Source organism: Clostridium tunisiense TJ, assembly GCF_000300195.1.
In the GTDB taxonomy this organism is placed as follows: Bacteria; Bacillota; Clostridia; order Clostridiales; family Clostridiaceae; genus Clostridium_J; species Clostridium_J tunisiense.
In genome coordinates, this window is the sequence record NZ_AMQH01000006.1 from 215,151 (window position 1) to 239,247 (window position 24,097).

The 24,097-nt window shown below is 31.5% G+C and carries 19 protein-coding genes and 1 pseudogene; 2 read left to right on the forward strand and 18 right to left on the reverse strand.

Annotated elements, in window-relative coordinates; genetic code table 11:
• Nucleotides 1-74 precede the first annotated feature (74 nt).
• The 15 genes from C661_RS0106455 to C661_RS0106530 form a co-directional block, all read right to left on the reverse strand.
• Nucleotides 75-4,412, reverse strand: a complete 4,338-nt coding sequence (locus tag C661_RS0106455; protein WP_017414500.1) for a PolC-type DNA polymerase III — start codon at nt 4,410-4,412, stop codon at nt 75-77.
• 17 nt (nt 4,413-4,429) lie between these two features.
• Nucleotides 4,430-5,479, reverse strand: coding sequence for a flavodoxin-dependent (E)-4-hydroxy-3-methylbut-2-enyl-diphosphate synthase (gene ispG / locus C661_RS0106460; RefSeq protein WP_017414501.1), 1,050 nt, complete (start codon nt 5,477-5,479; stop codon nt 4,430-4,432).
• A 10-nt stretch (nt 5,480-5,489) separates the two neighbouring features.
• On the reverse strand, nt 5,490-6,491 hold the full coding sequence (gene rseP, locus C661_RS0106465) for an RIP metalloprotease RseP (RefSeq protein WP_041877095.1): 1,002 nt from the start codon (nt 6,489-6,491) through the stop codon (nt 5,490-5,492).
• Nucleotides 6,492-6,542: 51 nt separating this feature from the next.
• Complete coding sequence (locus C661_RS0106470; RefSeq protein ID WP_017414503.1) at nt 6,543-7,700, reverse strand: 1-deoxy-D-xylulose-5-phosphate reductoisomerase; 1,158 nt, start codon at nt 7,698-7,700, stop codon at nt 6,543-6,545.
• Between the two features lie 279 nt (nt 7,701-7,979).
• On the reverse strand, nt 7,980-8,978 hold the full coding sequence (locus C661_RS0106475; protein WP_017414504.1) for an AI-2E family transporter: 999 nt from the start codon (nt 8,976-8,978) through the stop codon (nt 7,980-7,982).
• Between the two features lies 1 nt (nt 8,979).
• Complete coding sequence (locus C661_RS0106480; protein ID WP_017414505.1) at nt 8,980-9,777, reverse strand: phosphatidate cytidylyltransferase; 798 nt, start codon at nt 9,775-9,777, stop codon at nt 8,980-8,982.
• A 19-nt stretch (nt 9,778-9,796) separates the two neighbouring features.
• Complete coding sequence (gene uppS, locus C661_RS0106485; RefSeq protein ID WP_414632537.1) at nt 9,797-10,510, reverse strand: undecaprenyl pyrophosphate synthase; 714 nt, start codon at nt 10,508-10,510, stop codon at nt 9,797-9,799.
• Nucleotides 10,511-10,644: 134 nt separating this feature from the next.
• Entirely contained in the window at nt 10,645-11,202 is a 558-nt protein-coding gene (gene frr, locus C661_RS0106490) for a ribosome recycling factor (protein ID WP_017414507.1), read from the reverse strand.
• A gap of 14 nt (nt 11,203-11,216) precedes the next feature.
• Nucleotides 11,217-11,948, reverse strand: a complete 732-nt coding sequence (gene pyrH, locus C661_RS0106495) for a UMP kinase (protein ID WP_017414508.1) — start codon at nt 11,946-11,948, stop codon at nt 11,217-11,219.
• Nucleotides 11,949-12,041: 93 nt separating this feature from the next.
• Nucleotides 12,042-12,959, reverse strand: coding sequence for a translation elongation factor Ts (gene tsf, locus C661_RS0106500; RefSeq protein ID WP_017414509.1), 918 nt, complete (start codon nt 12,957-12,959; stop codon nt 12,042-12,044).
• Nucleotides 12,960-13,087: 128 nt separating this feature from the next.
• Nucleotides 13,088-13,789, reverse strand: coding sequence for a 30S ribosomal protein S2 (rpsB, locus tag C661_RS0106505; protein WP_017414510.1), 702 nt, complete (start codon nt 13,787-13,789; stop codon nt 13,088-13,090).
• 255 nt (nt 13,790-14,044) lie between these two features.
• Nucleotides 14,045-14,818 carry a GTP-sensing pleiotropic transcriptional regulator CodY gene (gene codY / locus C661_RS0106510; RefSeq protein WP_017414511.1) on the reverse strand — a complete coding sequence of 258 codons (774 nt, stop codon included), beginning with the start codon at nt 14,816-14,818 and terminating at the stop codon, nt 14,045-14,047.
• 242 nt (nt 14,819-15,060) lie between these two features.
• Nucleotides 15,061-17,142: a type I DNA topoisomerase gene (gene topA, locus C661_RS0106515; protein ID WP_017414512.1), complete on the reverse strand. Its 2,082-nt coding sequence runs from the start codon at nt 17,140-17,142 to the stop codon at nt 15,061-15,063.
• A gap of 263 nt (nt 17,143-17,405) precedes the next feature.
• A complete protein-coding gene (dprA, locus tag C661_RS0106520) occupies nt 17,406-18,500 on the reverse strand; it encodes a DNA-processing protein DprA (protein ID WP_017414513.1) in 1,095 nt (364 codons plus the stop codon).
• A 72-nt stretch (nt 18,501-18,572) separates the two neighbouring features.
• Nucleotides 18,573-20,090 (reverse strand): YifB family Mg chelatase-like AAA ATPase, encoded by a 1,518-nt coding sequence (locus C661_RS0106530; RefSeq protein ID WP_017414515.1) that lies wholly within the window; start codon nt 20,088-20,090, stop codon nt 18,573-18,575.
• A gap of 604 nt (nt 20,091-20,694) precedes the next feature.
• Between C661_RS0106530 and C661_RS0106535 the strand changes: the two genes are divergently transcribed.
• Together C661_RS0106535 and C661_RS23920 are read left to right on the forward strand one after the other, a co-directional pair.
• Nucleotides 20,695-21,066, forward strand: coding sequence for a YraN family protein (locus tag C661_RS0106535; RefSeq protein ID WP_017414516.1), 372 nt, complete (start codon nt 20,695-20,697; stop codon nt 21,064-21,066).
• A gap of 190 nt (nt 21,067-21,256) precedes the next feature.
• Nucleotides 21,257-21,406 (forward strand): annotated as a pseudogene (locus tag C661_RS23920) (PDDEXK family nuclease); the annotation flags it as partial.
• 393 nt (nt 21,407-21,799) lie between these two features.
• On the opposite strand, the gene rnhB reads toward C661_RS23920, so the two are convergent.
• The 3 genes from rnhB to rplS form a co-directional block, all read right to left on the reverse strand.
• Nucleotides 21,800-22,585 carry a ribonuclease HII gene (gene rnhB, locus C661_RS0106540; RefSeq protein ID WP_050551822.1) on the reverse strand — a complete coding sequence of 262 codons (786 nt, stop codon included), beginning with the start codon at nt 22,583-22,585 and terminating at the stop codon, nt 21,800-21,802.
• A gap of 10 nt (nt 22,586-22,595) precedes the next feature.
• Nucleotides 22,596-23,483, reverse strand: coding sequence for a ribosome biogenesis GTPase YlqF (gene ylqF / locus C661_RS0106545; protein ID WP_017414518.1), 888 nt, complete (start codon nt 23,481-23,483; stop codon nt 22,596-22,598).
• Nucleotides 23,484-23,748: 265 nt separating this feature from the next.
• Complete coding sequence (gene rplS, locus C661_RS0106550) at nt 23,749-24,093, reverse strand: 50S ribosomal protein L19 (RefSeq protein WP_017414519.1); 345 nt, start codon at nt 24,091-24,093, stop codon at nt 23,749-23,751.
• Nucleotides 24,094-24,097: the final 4 nt, after the last annotated feature.

Below are 24,097 nucleotides of genomic sequence, written 5' to 3' on the forward strand. Positions count from 1 at the left end.
CTAAACTAAATATTATTATAGCACAATGAGGCTCCTAATACAAGGAAAAACTTTTCCAGAAATATTTAGTATATTTAAAATAAAGAAAGCTGGTTAGTTTCTGGTAAATCTCCCAGTGCACCATGGTTACCTAATGCTTCTATTACTGTTTTAGTTACTTTACTTCTATTACGTAAGTCCTCTTTAGAAATGAACTCTCCATTTTGTCGTTCTTCAGCAATAGCCTTTGCTGCATTAACTCCAACCCCTTGTAGTCCACTTAGAGGAATCCTTATAAAATCACCTTCAATAGTAAATTTTGTTGCCTCAGATTTATATATGTCCACTGGTAAGAATTTTATACCTCTTTTATACATTTCGTAAGATAATTCTAAAATTGTAAGTAATCCTTTTTCTTTAGTAGCAATATTATTTCCCAAGGCATTAAGTTCATCCATTTTTGCTTTAATAGCTTCTTCACCCTTTATAACTATTTCTCCATCAAAATCATCAGCTCTAACGGTAAAGTAAGTAGCATAATAAGCTTTTGGATAATACACTTTAAAATAAGCTATTCTTACTGCCATGGTTACATACGCTACCGCATGACCCTTAGGGAACATGTACTTAATCTTCTTACAAGAACCAATATACCACTCTGGCACATTATGTTCTCTCATTATGACTTCATGCTCCTCTGATAAACCCTTTCCTTTTCTAACCTTTTCCATGATATTGAAGGCAGTTTTAGGTGGTAACCCCTTGTAAATTAGGTACACCATAATATCGTCCCTTGTAGATATGCAATCTTTAAGGGTAGTAAACCCTTCTTTTATATAATATTGTGCATTGTTAAGCCATACATCTGTACCATGAGAAAGTCCAGAAATTCTTACTAAATCTGAAAAAGACTTAGGTTGAGTATCAATGAGCATTTGTCTTACAAACTTAGTTCCAAACTCAGGAATTCCATAGCTTCCAACTTCACAGCCTAACTCCTCTTGTGTTAAACCTAGAGCCTCTGTAGAAGTAAATATACTAATAACCTTTGGGTCAGATAAAGGTACTGTTCTTGGGTCTATTCCTGTTATATCTTGAAGCATTCTAAGTACTGTTGGATCGTCGTGCCCAAGAATATCAAGTTTCAAAAGTCTTCCACTTATTGAATGATAATCAAAGTGAGTAGTAATTATATCTGAATTAGGATCATCTGCTGGATGTTGAATTGGACAAAAGTTAAAAATTTCATTATCACTTGGAACAACCATTATACCACCTGGATGTTGCCCTGTAGTTCTTTTAACTCCTGTACATCCTAAAGTTAATCTCTCAATCTCTGCAGTATTAGCATTAATATTTCTTTCATCCATATACTTTTTAACATAACCATAAGCTGTTTTTTCTGCAATAGTTCCTATAGTTCCCGCTTTAAAGGTATATCCTTTTCCGAAAAGTACTTCTGTATATCTATGAATATCCCCCTGGTTGTCTCCAGAGAAGTTTAGATCTATATCTGGTTCTTTGTCTCCCTCAAAACCTAAGAAGGTTTCAAAAGGTATATCATGGCCATCTTTTATATAGAGTGTTCCACACTTTTCACAGTTTTTATCTGGTAAATCCACCCCTGAACCAATAGAACCATCCATGATAAACTCACTGTTTTTACAATTTGGACAAACATAGTGAGGTGGTAGCCCATTAACCTCAGTGATATTAGTCATGGTAGCTACGAAAGAGGATCCAACAGAACCCCTTGAACCAACTAAGTATCCATCTGCTAAGGATTTAGCCACCAACTTATGTGCAATTAAATAAAGCACTGCATAGCCATTTCCTATAATGGAGTTTAGCTCCTTATCTAGTCTCTTTTGAATTACTTCTGGTAAATCTTCTCCATATATATTAAAAACCTTTTCCATGGTCATATTTCTAATTTCATCTTCTGCACCTTCAATTTTCGGTGGATAAGTTTCATCCGGAATAGGCTTAATAAACTCTATAGATTCTGCAATCTTATTAGGATTAGTTATAACTACTTCTCTTGCTTTATCTTCTCCTAAATAGGAAAATTCCCTTAACATCTCTGTAGTAGTCTTCAGATATAGTGGCGCTTGATTGTCAGCATCACCAAATCCTTGGCCAGCCATGAGTATTCTTCTGAAAGCTTCATCAGTAGGATCCAAGAAGTGTACATCCCCCGTAGCTACAACTGGTTTATTATAATATTCTCCTAACTTACAGATTTTCCTATTTATATCTCTCAAGCTATCCTCATTCTTTACTGAGTTGTTTTTTATCAAGAACTCATTATTTCCTAGAGGTTGAATTTCTAAATAATCATAGAAACTAACTAAACCTTCTAAATCATCAAAAGTTTTGCCACTTAAAACAGCTTTATATATTTGTCCTGCTTCACAGGCTGAACCTATTATTAGACCCTGCCTATACTCTTCAATTAAACTCTTAGGAATCCTAGGCCTTCTTTGGAAATAATCTAAATTTGAAAAAGATATAAGCTTATATAAATTTTTAATACCTTCTTGAGTTTTAGCTAATATTATTACGTGATAAGTTGGGACTTTCTTAATATCAATTTTTTTTAAGTAATCCCTATTTAAACTATCGATATCTGAAATTTCCCTTTCCCTCAATATATCAAAGGATTTTAGAAGAATCTCAGCTGTGGCCTTTGCATCATCTACAGCTCTATGATGGTTTTCAAGTGATATTCCAAGATGATTACAAATAACATTCAACTTATGTTTCTTTAATTCTGGGAACAAAAATCTGGCTAATGACAAGGTATCTAATATACCATTGTTAAAGCAAAGATTTAATCTTTTACAATTGGTTTTTATAAATCCAGTATCAAAATCTGCATTGTGAGCAACTAAAATGCTATCTTCTATAAATTCTAAAAATTTAGGAAGTATGACTTTAATCGTCTCCGCACCTTTAACCATATCATTATTTATCCCTGTAAGTTCTGTAATCTTATAAGGTATTGATATTTCTGGATTAACAAAGTAATTAAAACTATCAATTATCTCACCCTTTTGGATTTTCACTGCTCCAATTTCAATAATTCTATCCTCAGAACTTGAGAAACCTGTGGTTTCTATATCAAAAACTACAAATTTATCTTCAAAAGACTTTCCTCTTGAATTCGATGCAATAGGAATACCATCATCCACTAAATAGCCTTCCATTCCGTAAATTGCTTTAATTTTATGCTTTTTCGCCGCATCCATAGCTTCTGGAAAGGCTTGGGCTACTCCATGGTCTGTAATTGCAATTGCACTATGTCCCCACTTTGCTGCTCTAGCAATGATTTTAGACGCACTTGTTAGTCCATCCATAGAACTCATAGTAGTATGAGCATGTAACTCTACTCTTTTTTCTTCTGAAGTATCCATTCTTTCTATTTTTTTCAGTTTTACAATACTTCTTGCAGTGAGTACCAATTCTCTAGAAAACCTATCTATTTCTACTTCTCCATAAACCTTACAATGAAGTCCTTCTTTAAGTTCTTCAAGAATTTTATCTAAATCATCATTAGCCCTAGGATATATTTTTACTGTAATAGAGCTAGTGTAGTCTGTAACATATATAGATGGAAATATTCTTCCACTCTTGCTTTCAAAAATATTTACTTTAAACACATCTCCAGCAATTGCAACTTTTCCTGAGCTAATATCCAATTCACTAATAGCTGTGCTCTCTTCATTAATATTTCTTCCGAAAATCACATTTTCATCTATAGGTTCTTGTGCTTTTCTATATTTTGTATAATCTTTTGCTTTATCCTTATTTGCAGTTGGCTTATTGCCATTATCCTTGCTTTGTACTTTATTTGCAGATCCATTAATTTTAGATACTACTTCTTTTATTATAGTAGTCTCTTCTGCTCTATTTTCCATAAGATATTCGTCATTTATGTTAGTACCATCAAATACTGCATTTATAGAAACCTCTATGCCAAACATCTCTTTTATTCCCTTTTTAAGTTGCATTTCTATGTTTTTACTTTTTAATAGATTATAAATAAAGGCATTAGGCATATACAATGTGATTACTTCATCTTTTATCTCTTTATTACATTTTAATAACACAGTTCTTACAGAAGGAAAAGATGAGGCTACGGAGCTAACCACATCTACCCAGTACTGCCCCGCTACCTCATCTATTGACACTTGGTCAATATCTCTATACCATAATAACTCAATATTTTTAAAGCAAATTAATTTTTTACTGATGATATCATATACAAGTTTTTTCTTAGACTCTTCGATATCCCACTTAAACTTTAAAATAACCCTAAGCTTTTCACTTTTCTTAAGATACTGCACCCTAAGCAGTTTAATGCTATCATCTGTAAAAACCTCATTATTGTCTATATCTGTTTTAAGAATGTCAACTAGGCTTGCATTCATTAAATTACCTCCTAGTTTTAAAGTTTATTAATTTCATTTAAAAGTTCTTCTACTAAATTTTCTTCCTTAACTTTTTTAATTATTTCACCTTTTTTAAAAATTAGCCCTTCACCATTTCCACCAGCAATACCTATATCAGCTTCTCTTGCTTCTCCAGGTCCATTTACTGCACAGCCCATAACCGCAACCTTAATATTTTTATTTAAGTCAGCTAATCTACTTTCTACTTCTTCAGCTATTTTTATCAGGTCAATTTGAGTTCTACCACAAGTTGGACAAGATATAAACTTAACACCTTCATTAATATATCCTAAAGATTTTAAAATTTCCTTACCAACCTTAACTTCTTCTACAACATCTCCAGTTAGTGAAACTCTAATGGTATCACCAATTCCTTGAGAAAGAATAGCTCCAATTCCTACGCTAGACTTGATAGTTCCTCTCCAAATGGTACCCGCTTCTGTAACACCTACATGTAAAGGGTAATCCACCTTCTCAGAAATTAACTTATAACTTTCTATCATTTGTCCTACATCAGAAGATTTTATAGAAATTATTATATCCTTGAAATTTACATCCTCTAATATTTTAACATGATTTAAAGCACTTTCAACTAGCGCTTCAGCACAAACTTTTCCGTATTTTTTTAGCAAATCTTTTTCGAGAGAGCCAGAGTTAACCCCTATTCTAATGGGAATGTTTTTAGCCTTTGCAGCTTCTGCAACAATCTTAACTCGTTCAATGCTCCCTATATTTCCTGGGTTAATCCTTAATTTAGAAACCCCATTTTCTATAGCCTTAAGTGCTAATCTATAATCAAAATGAATATCTGCAACTAATGGAATATTTATTTCCTTTACAATTTCTTTTATTGCTTCAGCAGCTTCCATGTCTGGAACTGCACATCTTACAATATCACAACCTGCTGCTTCTAATTTTAAAATTTGATTTATAGTAGCTTTCACATCTCTAGTATCTGTGTTAGTCATGGATTGAATTGCAATATTAGAGTCTCCCCCAATATATACATTTCCAACTTTTATCTTTCTTGTTTCTTTTCTAATCATTTTATCACTCCTAGAATTGTATAGGATTTACAATATCCTTTATTAATACTAATACCATCAAGGCCATTAGTGCTAAGAATCCATAATAATTTATTGTGGCAACTTTCTCTTTATTAACTTCTTTTCCAGTTATAATTTGGAACAATAATAGTAGTATCCAACCACCATCCAATGCTGGGAAAGGAATTATATTAAATATTGCTAGCTGCACACTTAAGTAAGCAGTGAAAAATAATAAAGTTCCAACTCCTGCTTTAGCAGCTTGACCTGACACTTTAATTATAGTAATAGGACCACCTACATCATTTGCATTCAACTTACCTTTAAATAATTGACCAAAGAAAGCAAAGGTTTGCTTAACCATACTACCAGTTTGGTTGAATCCATGATATATAGACTCAGTGAAGCTTGGTTTTACTACTTTAGTATTTATACCAATTAAATATCTGTTTTCAGCCTTATTAATTACTGGAACTATATTAAAACTTACATTCTCTGTACCTCTTTTAACCTTCATATTCAAAGGTTTTCCTTCCCCAGTAAGCACTTCATTCAAAAATTCTTCCCAAGTTGATATGCTCTTACCATTAACCTCAGTAATTTTATCTCCAACTTGAACCCCTGCCATCATTGCTGGAGAATCTTTTACAAGCTCTCCTACAATATTTGTACGTTGCCCCTGAATTGATCCAGCCATAGCAAATAAAACAATAGCTAGTATAAAATTCATTATTGGTCCTGCTGCTACTATAGTAAGCTTTTGAAAAGATGTTTTCGATGCAAAGGCTCTAGGATCATTAACTGTTACATCCTCATCTTCACCATACATTTTTACATAACCACCAATTGGTAGTAGCTTGATAAGATACTCTGTCTCTTTTCCCTTAACGCCAAAAACCTTTGGTCCCATTCCTAAAGAAAACTCTAAAACCTTAACTCCATTAATTTTAGCTAAAATAAAATGTCCAAACTCATGCCCTACAATAAGTAAGCTAAAAGCTAACAGTGCCATTATTATATAGGGTATATTCGATATTATAGTTTGCAATGCCTATCTCCCCTTTTATATATTATATTTATTTAAAACATATTCCCTAGTTCTTTTATCTATGTCTATAATTTGCTCTAAGGTTGGATTTGTTATATGTTCAAAGTTCATCATGCACTCTCTAATTATCTCTTCAATTTGCAAATACTTTATCTTATTATTTAAAAATAGCTCTACGGCTATTTCATTTGCACCATTAAAAATTGCTGGCATATTCCCCCCAGCCTTTCCTGCATCATATGCAAGGCTTAAGCACTGAAAAGTGTCCATGTCAGGCTTTTCAAAGGTTAAGGAACTTAGGGAATAAAAATCTAATTTTTCTGCTATAGACTGACCTCTTTCAGGATAGTTTAAAGCATATTGAATTGGTAGTCTCATATCAGTGCTGCCTAGTTGGGCAATTACACTTCCATCTATGTATTCTACCATGGAATGAATAATACTTTGAGGGTGAATCACTACCTGGATATTATCATAATCAACCCCGAATAGAAAGTGAGCCTCTATAACTTCTAGCCCCTTATTTACAAGGGTTGAAGAGTCAATGGAGATTTTCTTGCCCATATTCCACTTTGGATGTTTTAGTGCCTGCTCTGGTGTTATATCCTTAAGTTCTTCCCTCTTTTTACCTCTGAAAGGTCCTCCAGAAGCAGTCAAAATTACTTTATCTACTTCATTATAATTGTTTCCTTGTAAGCTTTGAAAAATTGCACAATGCTCAGAGTCAACAGGTAATATTTGGGCCCCATTTTCCTTAGCTTCTCTCATTACAATTTCTCCAGCCACCACCAAGGTTTCCTTATTGGCAAGGGCAATATGCTTTTTAGCTCTTATAGCACTAATAGTTGGAATTAAGCCAATCATTCCAACTACTGAAGTTACAACAATATCTATTTCTTCTAAAGTAGCAACTTTATTTAATCCTTCTATTCCACTTAATACCTGAATTTCTCTATTGGTTTCTTCACAGTAACTTTTAACTTTTAAATAGGACTCATAATCCATCATTGCCACATACTTAGGCTTAAATTCCTGAATTATATCTATAACCATACTATAGCTTTTATTAGCAGATATGCCTATTAATTTAATTTCCTTATTACTATTTCTTATCACATCTAAGGTTTGAGTACCGATAGAACCAGTAACTCCTAATATACTTATATTCTTCACTTGTATCTCTCCTAACTAGTTTCTCGAAATGCTTTAATACAGCTTATATTTCTAAGATTCCAATTTCTAAATTTAACTTATTCACAAATTTATAAATTCAGATAATGTTATAATCTCAAGTTTCATCTTAGCTCTTTACTAACATGCTTCTTTCATAGTTAATCCTTCCTGAAAGAACCCTATCCTTAAATTCTTAACTTCTTCATTATATTTTAAAACTTTAAAGATAAATTCAAAATAACTTATCTAAAACTCTAAAAAAATGTTGGTCTTATACTTTTAAGCTGACCCGTTGTCTGTCTCTGTGAACAGTATTTCATTTACAGTTATAATATAAATCACTGCCATTATAACACCTACAAATCCTGAAACTTTCATTCCAAAATAAATTGCTAAAATCATAGGCAGTGGATGAATTTGTAGTTTATTGCTCATAAATTTAGCTTCGATTATTTGAGCATAAAAAATTAATAATATATATAACAGTAGCAAGCCTACAGCAATTACATAGGTTCCTTTAGTGATATTATACAATATTAATGGCCCAAACACAAAAATAGTTCCTATAACTGGAATTATATCTAATATTCCACAAACTATTCCTAACATTAAAGCATTATCTACTTTTAATATATAAAATCCACAAATTGTAATTATAGTATTTAAAACCACTACCATTAATATAACTTTAAATACCTTATTAATTTCCTTTACCCTTTGAAGAATAAACTCAGCATTCCCCTTAGTGATAATTCTCTCCGTAACTTTCCATACGGACTTTGAGTCCTTCAACAAAAAATAAGCAGCTATATTACCTATAAAATATGTTAAAATTCCATCGGTAGTATATACTGCTCCTTTTCTTAAAAAATCTATATCATTTAAAGATTGGGATGTTATCTTAAGTATATTTTCTTTTAAAATCATTGGTGATATTTTTTCTGTAAAAGATAGACTATTCCATATATCTACTACATACTCTATAAAACCATTGTATTGATTTTGCAGAAAATAAAATATTTTGTTGTAAGTAAAGCTCCCTATAAAAATTAAAACAATGATAAACACAACGTTAGTAAACAAAAGTGCTATAACAGAACTTATACTTGGAGAAAATATTTCCTTTCTTCTCATGAACCTATAAATAGGAACTGAAGTATAAGTTAAAATAAAAATCACTAAAATTGGTTCTACATAGCTATTAATAATCTTAGTTAATAGCAAAAAAACTAATAATAACACTACAACCGTAACTATATTTTTATATTTTTCAAGCACACTATATCCCCACAAAAATTGTTATATAATAGTATACTATCACTGATACAAAAAGTATGCTATCAAATCTATCCAATATTCCTCCATGGCCTGGTATCAAGTTTGAATAATCCTTCACTTTAGCATATCTCTTAATAGAAGAGGCCACTAGATCTCCAAATTGGCCAAATATGCCTCCAAGTACCCCTATAATAACATAATGATATATAGGTATATTTACTCCATAGCCTCCTATTACATAACCAAATATAGTACATCCTACAATACTTCCTATTAATCCTCCAATTGATCCTTCAACAGTTTTTTTAGGACTTACCTTAGGACTTATTTTATGTTTTCCTAAATATCTTCCAAAATAATAAGCTAGAGTATCACAGCCCCAGGAAGATATAAATATTAACCAAACTAAATAATTACCATATTGCTTTAAATTTACTAAAATAATAAAACTAAAAAATATAGCTACATACAAATATCCCATAATAGTTAAGGATACATCTATAAAATTGTACTTAGTATTTAATACAGGTACTATCATTAAGATAAAGATAGCTCCTATTAAAAGAAAACTCTGATAGGTAATATTAAAACCATCACCTATAGCTAAGTAATACAATATACAAAGTATATATCCTACGATAGAAATAGGATTAAAATCGCACTCTCTTGAAGTTTTGTAAAACTCATACATTCCAAACAATGCTAATACAAGAACTAAATACTTTAGATAGTATCCACCTAAAAATAAAAATATCAGCAATGGTGCTAAGGTTATAGCACCTATATACCTTTTATCCATTTAATTCACCCCTTATAAACTATACTCCACCGAATCTTCTATTTCTATTTTGATAATCACTAATAGCTTTACGAAGATCTCCTTCGGTGAAATCAGGCCAATTAATGTTCGAAAACCAAAATTCCGAATAAGCACTTTGCCACAGAAGATAATTACTTAACCTTAGTTCTCCACTAGGTCTGATAACTATATCTGGATCAGGCATACCCCGTGTATAAAGATGCTCTGAAATTAATTTCTCACCTATATCTTCAAGGTTTATTTCTTTATTTAAAAGCTCCTGTGCAATTTCTCTTACACCGCTAACAATTTCATCTCTACCGCCATAATTCAGCGCGATATTTAGGGTTAATCCTCTATTATTTTTAGTTTTTTCCTTAGCAGACTCTATAGATTGCTGACATAGCTCTGGTAATTTGCTTACATCTCCAATAACATTAAATACCACTTCATTCTTATGCAATTCATCAATTTCTTTTCCTATAAATTCTACCACTAGTTTCATGAGGGCTGTTACTTCATCTTGTGGCCTCTTCCAGTTCTCAGTGGAAAAAGCATACAAAGTTAAGTATCTAACCCCTAGCTTACTACATTCCTTCACTATCTTTCTTATAGTATCCATCCCTGCCCTATGTCCCATGGTTCTAGGCAAACTTCTCTCCTTTGCCCATCTACCATTGCCATCCATTATAATAGCAATATGAGCTGGAACATTATTTGCATCAATGATTATTTCTTGAGACTCCTTTTGTTTTCTCTTATTGTTATTAAAAAATAAGCCCAAATATTTTCTCTCCATTTCTTATATCGAAATATATAACTTTTTATTAATAAAACCTGCAGAAGTGCAGGTTTTAATTAATATGCTTATACAGATAAGATTTCACGCTCTTTAACTTCAACCATCTTATCTAATTCTTTTATAAACTTATCGGTTTCCTTTTGAATACTATCTTCTGCTTTTTTTGCTTCATCTTCAGTAATTGTATTATCCTTTTTTAATGCTTTTATTTTATCATTAGCATCTCTTCTTATAGATCTTATAGCAACCTTAGCTTCTTCACCAGTCTTCTTAACATTTTTAACTAAGTTCTTTCTTGTTTCCTCAGTTAATTCTGGAACGATTAGTCTGATAACAGAACCATCACTTGTAGGATTTATTCCTAAATCTGATTTTAAAATAGCTTTTTCAATATCCTTTATTGAGCTTTTATCCCATGGTTGAATTAATAGCACTCTTGGTTCTGGTGCTGAAACTCCACCTAATTGGTTAAGAGGCATCATACTTCCATAGCACTCAACTTGAATTCTATCTAGCATTGTTGGGTTTGCTCTTCCCGCTTTCATTGTTGCTAATTCAGCCTTAAATACTGAAATTGTTTTAGTCATTTTTTCGTCAGCATTTTTAATAATATCCTTTACCATAGAATTCCCTCCATCTATTTATTACATTTAACTGTATTAGATGATACTAACGTACCAATATCTTCGCCTTTAATAGCTCTTATAATATTCTCTGGTTTATCTAATCCAAACACAAGTATAGGAATATTGTTATCCATACAAAGAGATGTAGCTGTGGAATCCATAACTTGTAATCCCTTTTCTAAAACTTCAATATAAGATAAATTCTCAAACTTTACAGCATCTTCATACTTGTGAGGATCTTTATCATAAACACCATCTACTTTTTTGGCAAGTAGTATTACTTCTGCCTCAATTTCTGCTGCTCTTAAAGCTGCAGTTGTGTCTGTGGAGAAATATGGATTTCCTGTTCCCGCTGCAAATATTACAACTCTTCCTTTTTCAAGATGTCTCATTGCTCGTCTTCTTATGTAAGGCTCTGCAATTTCTCTCATCTCTATAGCTGTCTGAACTCTCGTGTTAACTCCAATAGCTTCTAATGAATCTTGTAGTGCTAGTGCATTTATGCAAGTAGCTAACATTCCCATGTAATCTGCAGTAGTTCTATCCATTCCTTCACCACTTCTACCACGCCAAATGTTTCCGCCACCAACAACTGCTCCAACTTCAACTCCCATTTCCACTAGGTTCTTAATTTGTACAGCAATTGAATTAGCTACATCAAAGTCAATTCCATACCCTTTTTCTGCAGCTAAAGCCTCACCTGAAAGTTTAAGCATAACTCTTTTGTATTTTGCAGCTTCCATATATATTATACCTCCAAATCTTTCTTTTTACATCATTTACCTTGAAATTTATGTTATTTTAAAAAAAGAGAACACAGAGTTCTCTTCTTTTAATTATTTTCCTTGCATTTTTTGTACTTCTTCTGCAAAGTTATCTTCTTTCTTTTCGATTCCTTCTCCTCTTTCGAATCTAGCAAATCTTGTAACTGTTATTTCAGCACCGATTTTCTTTGATTCTTCTTGAAGATATTTAGTAATAGTGTAGTCACCATTCTTAACCCAAACTTGCTCTATTAAACAAACTTCTTTATAATATTTGTTTACTCTTCCCATAACCATTTTTTCAACAATATTTTCTGGTTTGCCTTCATTTAGAGCTTGAACTCTGTAGATTTCTTTTTCTTTTTCTAAAGCATCATTATCAACAGCATCTTTATTTAAGAATAATGGATTTGCTGCTGCAACTTGCATTGCAATATCCTTGCCAATTACAGCTAAAGCTGGATCTTGTTTTTCACAAGCTAATTCAACAAGAACTCCTATTTTTCCATTTCCATGAACATAGCTTTGAACTATTCCATTTTCAATAGCAAATCTTTCAAATCTTCTTACAGACATATTTTCACCAATTTTAGCGATTAATGCTGTAACAACTTCTTGTACTGTAACACTTTCATCTGCTATGTATTTTTGAGCTACTAATTCTTCTACTGTGCTAACATTTGATAATGCAACCATTTTTGCTACATTTTCTACTAGTACTTTAAATTCCTCATTTGCTGCAACGAAGTCAGTTTCGCAGTTAACTTCTACTACTGAACCTAGTTTCATATCTTCTGAAATGTATGTAGTTACTATACCTTCAGCCGCAATTCTACCAGCTTTCTTAGCCGCTGCTGCTAATCCCTTTTCTCTTAATACTTCAATTGCTTTTTCCATATCCCCATTAGTTTCATTAAGAGCTTTTTTGCAGTCCATCATTCCTGCTCCAGTTCTTTCTCTAAGCTCTTTAACCATTCCTGCAGTTATCATCATTATTCCTCCTCTTTATAACTAATTTAAAAGGTAAATGAAAGAAATCCTTCTCTCACCTACCTTATAAATTTATTTTCTGTTTACAACCATAGATGAGGCTGTTTTTATTAATTCTTTAATTTCTATTACTCAGCTATTTGCTCGCCTTGTCTTGCTTCGATTATAGCATCAGCTAATCTTTCAGTAATTAATTTTACTGCTCTGATAGCATCATCGTTTCCTGGAATTACATAATCAACTTCATCTGGATCACAGTTAGTGTCAACTATTGCAATAACAGGTATTCCTAATATCTTAGCTTCTGATATAGCGTTTTTCTCTTTTCTTGGATCAACAACAAATAATGCTCCGATTTTCTTAGCATCCATGTTTCTGATTCCACCAAGGTTCTTCTCTAATTTTTCTCTCTCATTTTTAAGTTGAGTAACTTCTTTCTTTGGAAGAACTTCAAATATTCCATCCTCTTCCATTTTATCTAATTCTTCTAATCTTCCGATTCTAGTTTTAATAGTTCTGAAGTTAGTTAACATTCCACCTAACCATCTGTTGTTAACAAAGTGCATGCTTGATCTTACAGCTTCTTCTTGAATAGCTTCTTGAGCTTGTTTCTTTGTTCCTACAAATAGAATATCTTTTCCTTCTTCAGCTACTGATTTTATGAAATCATAAGCTTCATCTATTTTCTTCACAGTTTTTTGTAAATCTATGATATAGATTCCGTTTCTCTCTGTGAATATGTATGGAGCCATTTTAGGGTTCCATCTTCTTGTTTGATGTCCAAAATGAACACCAGCTTCTAATAATTGTTTCATTGATATTACTGCCATTTTTAATATACCTCCTCGGTTTTACCTCCATTGCTTTCATTTCCATTGAAAACCTTATTAAGGCACCTTTCAATAAATAGAGCAATGTGTGTATTTTCTTACCTTGTGTAGTATAACATAATTATACTTACTATTCAATAAAAATTTTATAACCTTATGTATTTTTCATTTACACCTATTAATTTACACATATTTCTTTTTTTTATACTTACAACCATAAAAATTATACAAAAAAAATAAGTGAGGTAACCCCACTTATTTTAATTTATTTAATTCATCCATTAATTTGTCATTAAGTATTTTTATATGTGTTCCCTTCATTCCAAGAGATCTTGACTCAATAACTCCAGCACTTTCAAACTTTCTTAAAGCATTAACAATAACTGATCTTGTGATTCCAACTTTATCAGCTATTTTAGAAGCAACTAAAAGACCTTCGCTTCCATCTAATTCATTAAATATATGCTCTACTGCTTCAAGTTCAGAATAAGAAAGAGTTCCAATTGCTAATTGAACTATAGCTTTCTTTCTAGCTTCTTCTTCAATTAGATCATTTTTAGATCTTAATATTTCAAGTCCTACTATAGTTGCACTATACTCTGCTAGTACTAAATCTTCTTCAGTAAAGGGACTTCCAAATCTAGCTAATAATAAAGTACCTAATCTTTCTCTGTTTCCATTGATAGGAACAATAGTAGTTAACTTATTGTCAAGTCCACATTCCTTACCATTCTCAAAAACACAAATACCTTTGCTTGGTAAATTTGATTTAGTTTCGTCTGCATTTAATAATTTAGCATTGTAGCTCTCTGGAAATCTCATACCAGATAGCACTTCATTTTTAACCTCATCGCATTCAAATCCGCCTGATAAGTTAAACCCTAAAACTTTTCCTCTTCTGCTTATTATATAAACGTTACACTCTAGCACGTCACTTAACAATTTGCAAATATCATCAAACACTACTGGTTCAGTACCAGATTTTTGTAATATCTTATTTAATTTCCTAGTTTTTTCTAATAGTGACAATTTAATTCCTCCTATTCTTTATTAGGGTAATTCTTATTTCAATTAATTGTAATTCCAAATAATCTTTAGTGCTTTTGAAACAATTCAAAACATTTGTGTAATTGAAAATTTTTAGAATTGTATTTCCCTCAAACTATAATAACACAGTACTTTTATCATTTCAACAAAATTATATTATTTTTCGACACATTTTGTCACATTTTCTTGTCTGTGCTAAGTTTTTTTAGTTTTGTAATTATTTATTAACCATTTATTAATTTTTTATACTTGCAACTTTTATTACTGCATTCTAAATAATCACCTTTAGCCTTAGAATACCTCTTTAACATAATTTCTCCACATTCTGGACATTTTTCTCCGCTAGGTTCATGCCAGCTTACAAAGTCACAATTTGGATAATTAGAGCAACCAAAAAAGGTTTTCCCCTTCTTACTTCTTTTCTCTAAAACTGTTCCTTGACACTTAGGACATGGTGCTTCAACCTCACGAGCTAAAGGTTTTGTATTTTGACACTCTGGATAACCAGGACATGCAAGAAAATCTCCAAATCTTCCTTGCTTAATCACCATAAACTTTCCGCACTTGTCACACTTAACCTCTGATACTTTATCTTCAATAGTAATTTTAGCTATTTCTTTTTCTGCAACTTCTATGGCAGCCTTTAAAGGTGTGAAAAAGTTGTCAACAATAGTTTTCCACTGCTCTGTACCTTCTTCAACTCTATCCAACTTATCCTCCATAGCAGCTGTAAACTCTACATCTACAATTTGCTTAAAGTATTCACTCATCAAGTTATTAACTATAAATCCTAATTCTGTTGGGTCTAAAACCTTCTTATTTCTCTCCACATATTTTCTATCTAATAAAGTTGAAATAGTAGGAGAATACGTACTAGGACGTCCTATACCATTTTCTTCTAAAGTTTTTACTAAGGATGCTTCTGAAAACTTTGCAGGTGGCTGGGTAAAGTGTTGTTTACCTTCAACAGATTTTTTAATTAATATTTCCTGTTCTTCTAACTTAGGAATCTTAACGCCTTCATCTTCATCCTCGTTCTCTCCAGCATAAACTTTAGTAAATCCATCAAATTTCACCTTATAGCCTGAAGCTTTAAAAGTATATGGCCCATTATCAATATTTATAGAAGTAGAGTCTATTATAGAGGATGCCATTTGGCTAGCTACAAATCTATTCCATATTAGTGTATAAAGCTTATATTGATCATTATTTAAACTTCCTTTAGCTATTTCAGGTGTAATTTCAAAATGAGTAGGTCTTACTGCTTCGTGAGCATCTTGGGCATTCTTTTTCCCTTTATATACTCTTTTAGTTTTTGGTAAATAAGCTTCACCAAAAGTATCTTTTACGAATTCTGAAACTATCTGTTGAGCTTCATCTGATACTCTCACCGAATCTGTTCTCATATAAGTAATTAATCCCACGGTTCCAAAACCCTTAATTTCAATTCCTTCATAAAGTTGTTGTGCAGTGGACATAGTTTTTTTAGTTGAAAAGTTTATCTTTCTGTAGGCATCCTGTTGCAAGGTACTTGTAGTAAAAGGTGGCAAAGGATTTTTAGTTTTTTCTGTAGTTTTAATGCTCTTAACTATAAAGTTATTGTTTTCCAAATCCTTTATTATTGCATTACTTTCCTTCTCAGTTTTTACCTCAATCTTTTTTCCATCTTTACCATGTAGTTTAATAATAAAACTATTGGTTTCTCCCTTTTTTTGTACCTTTCCTTCTACTGTCCAATACTCTTTAGGTATAAATTCGTTTATTTCCTTTTCTCTATCACAAATTATTCTAAGGGCTACAGATTGAACTCTTCCAGCACTTAACCCCCATTTTATTTTTCTCCATAGTATAGGGCTGATCTTATATCCTACTAATCTATCTAATACCCTTCTAGCTTGCTGGGCATTGTATACATTCTCATTAATTGATCTTGGATTTTTTATGGCATTTTTCACTGCATTTTTAGTTATTTCATTAAATTCAATTCTGCATTTTTCTGTTTCATCAATTTTTAGCACCTTGGCTAGATGCCAAGATATAGCTTCTCCTTCTCTATCAGGGTCCGTTGCTAAATAAACTTTTTCACTTTTTTTAGCTTCTCTTTTTAATTTATCTAATAAATCACCTTTTCCCCTAATAGTAATGTACTTAGGTTCATAATTATTTTCCACATCAACACCAAGCTGACTTTTAGGTAAATCCCTTACATGTCCCATGGATGCTTCAACAATGTAATTTTTACCTAAATACTTTTTTATTGTTTTTGCTTTAGCTGGTGATTCAACTATCACTAGTTTCTGACCCATCTTATCCCCTCCAGCATGTTATGCTATATAACTATTTATTTTATTTAAATTCTATGCTCATTTTTATTTACAACAAAGTCCAAAATACTACTATATCTTAGATTACCTTTTATATGGATGACTTTCAAGAAAAATTTAAAGAATATTCATAACTTATTAACACATTAAATTTCACTACTAGCTGAGCTTAAGTTTAAACTTATAGGTTATTATATATACCCTTACTATGTCCAATGTGGGTATTTATATTTATGTCTATGCTTTTATATAGTATTATTGACCCTTACATAAAAGTTGCCATTTAAGCATAGTATTTCATCTTTTAGTTGCATTTCAAATAATACCTCATATAATCGTTTTATGTCAATATTAGTTAATCTTATTATATCGTCTATATGTATGGGATTACTGTTTATTACTTTGTATACTTCATCAGAAATATTACTTTTATTATTGCTTCCCTTATTACTAGTAATTTTATTACCTTTACTTTTAACTATACCTAACAAATTTAAAATATCCTGCGTTTCTGTAAGTACATGAGCACCCTCTTTAATTAGTTTATTTGTCCCTTTACTTTCCTCGGAAAATATGGATCCGGGTACTACTAGAACATCTTTACCTTGTTCTAATGCTCTAGTTGCTGTTATTAGGGAACCACTTCTTTCTCCTGCCTCTGACACAATAACCAAATTGCTTAATCCACTAATTATTCTGTTTCTCACTGGAAAATTCATTGGTCGTGGCTGAGTTCCAGGAGGAAATTCACTAATTACACATCCTCCACTAGAAATTATTTGATGATAAAGCTTTGAATTTTCCTTTGGATATATCACATCTACTCCACTACCTAATATGGCAGCAGTATATCCGCATCCCTCTAGAGCAGTTTGGTGAGCCACAGTATCGATTCCTTTAGCCATGCCACTTACAATATTAAGTTCATTTTCAAACAATACTTTTGTTATTATCTTAGTTATATCTCTCCCATAGACCGTACATCTTCTAGAACCAACAATAGATACATTTCTCCTAGTGCTAAGCTTTGAAATATCCCCTTTATAAAAAAGTGCAAAAGGACTATCATCCACAAGCTCTAAATTTTCAGGATAATCTTTTTCTCCTATTGTAACAATATTTATATTTTCCGTCCTAACTTTTTCCATAATATCATACAACCTTGGTAAATCAAAGGACTTAATTAGTCTGTTTAATACTTTATTATCTTCAGATATATAACTTTTATGTGCAACTACATAGTCTCTTATATTTTCTAAAGTTTCAAATTCTGATAAAAGTTTCAACTTTATATTACTAGAAAGCTCTGTCACAGAAAACCATAGTTTTAATATATCCATACATTATACCTCTTTACAAAACAATATATCTTGGTAAAATAATACTTTAAATTTAGAGTTAGTAATTTTAATTTATATAATATTTTCATCAATAAACTTCCTATATTGAAGGGCCTCTATTATATCCTTTTCATCTATATTTACCTTTTCACTTAAATCTGCAATTGTTCTAGCCACCTTAAGTATTCTGCTATAAGCTCTTGTACTTAGGGAAAATTTATTGAAAGCTAACTCTAATACTTTATGGGATTTTTCATTCAGCTTACAATACTTTTTTAAATGCTTCTCTCTCATCTGTGAATTACAAATTATACCTTCTTCTTTAAATCTTTCTTCTTGTAATTCCCTAGCTCTTTTCACCCTTTGCTTTATGTGTTCTGAAGTCTCAGTGTGTAAATTTTCATTTATCTCTTTGTAAGATATAGGATTAACTGGAGAGAAAATATCTATCCTATCAAGTATAGGTCCTGAAAGCCTTGAAATATATCTTTTTACCTCATAGTCGGAGCACTTACACTTCTTCACATTAGTGCCGTAATATCCGCAGGGACAAGGATTTAACGCCCCCACCAACATGAAATTAGCAGGGTATTTTATGGTTCCGCTTACTCTAGAAAGTTTAACCTCTCTTTCTTCCAAGGGTTGCCTCAAAACTTGTAAACAACTTTTATTGAACTCCAATATTTCATCCAAAAATAAAACTCCATTGTGTGCTAAGGAAACCTCTCCTGGGCTTGGATTTCTCCCTCCCCCAACTAGTGCAATAGATGTTATAGTATGGTGAGGATTTCGGAAAGGCCTACTATTTATTAAGCCTTCCTTATTAAAGCCTCCGCTTACACTATAAATTTTTGTAACCTCCAGAGCTTCATCATAGGTTAATTCTGGAAGAATAGAAATAATTCTTTGAGCTAACATGGTTTTCCCCGAACCTGGCGCTCCATGTAAAAGAATATTATGGTTTCCAGCTGCAGCTACCTCCATTGCTCTTTTTGAGGCTTGTTGTCCTATCACTTCATTAAAATCTAGTCCATTGCTAGCGTTTTTAAACTCTTTATGATTTTTGTAGGGCATCATATCCTTATATCTTAGATACTCTACCACTTGGCTTAGCGTTTCTAAAGGGTATATGTGAGCATTCCTAATAATACTACATTCTTCACGGTTTTCTCCTGGAATAATGTATTCATAAATACCACTATTAACCCCTTGAATTATAATGGGCAAGGCACCTTTAACCCTTTTCAAATCTCCGCTTAGAGATAATTCTCCCATGAATAAATATTTGCCTACATCTTCTACAGCTATTTGATTAGTAGCTATTAAAATTCCTATAGCAATTGGTAAATCAAAGTGTGAACCTTCCTTTTTCAAATCAGCCGGGGCCAGATTTATTGTTATTCTACCTACTGGAAACTCAAATCCAGAATTAATTATAGCAGCTCTTACTCTCTCCTTAGACTCCTTTACAGCTATATCTCCTAACCCAACTATATTAAAGGTTGGTAATCCATAAGAAATATCTATTTCTACATTAACTATTACTCCTTCAACGCCAAAAAAAGTGGCACATAATATTTGTATCGCCATAATAATTTCACCTTCTCATATTTATAACGTAATTATTGCCAAATATATATTCTGTAAACCCACAAATACCTCAGTATGTAAATAAATTTATATTTATATCTTTTTAAGAATATATGGATATGAAGTATTTATGCGGCTTCAGCCACTTTTAAGATATTGTATTTGGCTAAAACCTAAGTAATTAATGTAGGAAGGCTATAAATTAATTCCCTTAGTAAGGGTATAATAATTTTAATGAACTTTTTTATTAATCTTTGAAATCTTTACTTTTGCTTAAAATTTATATAGCTACTCTATACTCTGACCCATTAAGAATCTTGAAAGCCCTGATGAGATTTTTTTGTTTTTATTATAGTTTTTTTGCGTAAATCTTTATATTAAAAGCAAGCAATTATTTCTGTAAGCACCAATACAATTAATGGAAATAATTCTTGAAACTTACACCACATTGGTTTAATATTAGATTATAGGAAACTAATTTCAATTGGTGAATTGTAGATAAGACTAAATAGGTTTTCTTAAAAATTTTCAGGCATTCACATATTAAAAATTAATTTTCAAATCCTGGATTAACAAATTTGTAACCATAAGAAAGGATGGTTCAATGGGCGTATTAAATAAAAGTATAGGTTCATACGGTGAAAGTATTGCTGAAAGTTATTTAAAGGAGATGGGATATACAATTCTTGAAAGAAATTTCAAGTGTAAGCTAGGAGAAATTGATATAATTGCTAAGGACAATAAATATATTTGCTTTGTTGAAGTAAAGACTCGTTATGGCTCCCTATATGGAAGCCCAGGAGAGAGTGTAACTAATTTAAAGCAGTATAAAATTCATAAAACTGCTCAGTTTTATATTTTAAAGAAGAAACTCTATAAATTTAATTTTAGATTTGATGTGATAGAGGTTATATTAAATAATGAAGATGATAATTATTCAATTAAGTTGATTAAGGATGCTTTTCAAATTTCATAAATATCTTTTAATGATATACAGGTTCTAAATAATAAAAGTTAGCTATAATAAGTAGCTAACTTTTATTATTTAGAACCCAAGTTAAGGGTAGCTTGTAATTAGGCTACCCTAGTTCTATTAAATAATGAACAATTTAATTTTGTGGTGCTGCTTTAGAAGTAGATTTTCACTAAACAAAGATACCTTTGTGAACAAACTGCGTTTGCCTGCTCAGTTTTATATTTTAAAGAAGAAACTCTATAAATTTAATTTTAGATTTGATGTGATAGAGGTTATATTAAATAATGAAGATGATAATTATTCAATTAAGTTGATTAAGGATGCTTTTCAAATTTCATAAATATCTTTTAATGATATACAGGTTCTAAATAATAAAAGTTAGCTATAATAAGTAGCTAACTTTTATTATTTAGAACCCAAGTTAAGGGTAGCTTGTAATTAGGCTACCCTAGTTCTATTAAATAATGAACAATTTAATTTTGTGGTGCTGCTTTAGAAGTAGATTTTCACTAAACAAAGATACCTTTGTGAACAAACTGCGTTTGTTACACCAAAGCAATTTCCCTAGTCCTAGGTGCTGCAAGGCTGTTCACTAACCTCTTATAGAATAGGCAGACTTGAAGCTTCTAAAACGTTGTTAAAACTTAAAATAATCATTGAAATAAATTTTCACGTTAAAGATTAATTTTTTTCACAGAAATTTAATTATAATTTAACTTTTAAGTGAAATTATTTACTCTCTCATAATATTTGTTAAGAAAGACTTCCTATGTATTTCAGTAATTCCATAGGTTTTAATAGCTTCTATATGATCTTTACTTCCATAGCCCACGTTACTTTCAAAACCATATTGAGGATAGCTCTTGCCATATTCCTTCATAAGATTATCCCTATAAACCTTGGCTAGGATTGAAGCACAAGCAATAGATGCACTTTTAGTATCTCCCTTTATTACAAATTCATTTTTAATATTAAAATTCTTTATGGGATATCCATCAGATAATACTAGCTCTGGCTTAACTTCAAGGTTCCCAATTGACATTTTAAATATTTCATTATTGCAAAAACCTATTCCTCTTGTATCAATGACCTTATTATCAAGAACTTCAATGCTGTAAGCAACTGCTTTTTCTTTAATGATTTCACTGAGTTCCTCTCTAACCTTAGCAGAAAGTTTTTTAGAGTCATTAATATGTAGTATAAGCTCTGTAGTATTCAAATCTAATATGACTGCGGCTGAAACAATAGGCCCTGCAAGAGGACCTCTTCCCACTTCATCTACTCCCGCAACCACATTAGCACCATATCTCTTATCAAATTCATAAAGGTTTTTAACTCTTAAAAGTTCATTTTTATAATTTTCCACATGCCTTTGTAATGATTTACCAACACCATTTACATTTTTTCTTTTATCACTATTTAATTCTTCTATTAACCTTAAATAAGAATCTTCCTGAGTTTCCACTGAAGTATTAGCTATGAATTCTTTTGTTAAAGTTTTTATATCATTAAATTTCATTCCTTCTATGCTATTTAACTTCATCGGGTTGTTCCTCTTTTATTTCTTCACCAAAATCAGGTCCCTCCAAGGATATCGGCCCTAGCTTTCCCCCTCTAAATTCATCTAATAGCATTACAGCAACTCTATTGTAATCAATGTTCCCCCCTGAAATTACTGCTCCTCTTTTTCTTCCTATGTTATCCATATTATCTATAGCAGCTTCTTCAAGAGAGTTAAGCTTATATCTTTCCACTAATCTTTTCGGATGAGTAACCTGTAATTTTTCTATTAACTTTAATGCTAATTCCTCTACATCCATTATTTCATCTTTTATAGCTCCCGTAAAAGCTAAGTTTAAACCAACTTTTTCATCTTCAAACTTTGGCCATAAAACTCCTGGAGTGTCCATAAGTTCAATTCCAATTTTTGTTTTAATCCATTGTTTACTTTTAGTAACCCCAGGTCTATCTCCAGTTTTAGCTATATTGTTTTTCGCCATCTTATTTATAAATGTAGACTTGCCTACATTAGGAATTCCTACTACCATTACTCTAGTAATTATATTTACTATTCCTTTGCTTCTCATTCTATCATGCTTTTCTTTAAGGATTTCCTCAAGAGCTGGCTTAATTTTATTTAACCCTGCTCCAGTTAAGCAATTAACAGATAAAACCTTAGTATAACTGTTAGATAGCTTTCTTACCCATAAGTTAGTTACACTTTCCTCACTTAAATCACTTTTGTTTAAAAGTATTATCCTCGGTTTATCTTTACAAACTTCTTGTATGTCTGGATTAGAACTAGAATATGCTATCCTTGCATCTCTAATTTCAATTACTGCATCCACAAGCTTCAAGTTTTCTTTTATTTCTCTACGGGTTTTGGCCATATGTCCAGGAAACCAATTTATACTCATTTATTTCATCACTCCTAGGTGTTTTATACTTTTTTATATTATTTACTATATTTTACTTAGATATGATTTTTTATATTATAATCTGTAGAAATCATATTTAAGCCTTAAGCTATTTAATAAAACTGTTAGTAAAAATATTGGCTTAATGCTTTAAATATATACGGACTTGTAATTTATTAATAAGCTAATATTTTACGGTGAATATCTATGTATAGTTTTTATAATTATAACTAATAAAAAAAGGGACTCAAGAGTCCCATTTTTCTTAGATTAATTCTTTAACTTTAGCTGCCTTACCTACTCTGTTTCTTAGGTAGAATAACTTAGCTCTTCTTACTTTACCTCTTCTCACAACTTCGATTTTCTCGATAACAGGTGAGTTTATTGGGAAAGTCTTCTCTGTTCCAACATTATAAGCAACTCTTCTTACAGTGAAAGTTTCTCTAGCTCCACCGTTTTGCTTCTTAAGAACAGTTCCTTCGAAAATCTGGATTCTTTCTTTTGTTCCTTCTTTGATTCTGATATGTACTTTTACAGAATCTCCAACATTGAATTTTGGTAAGTCATTTCTTAACTGTTCTGCTTCTATAGCTCTTATTATATCTAACATGTGC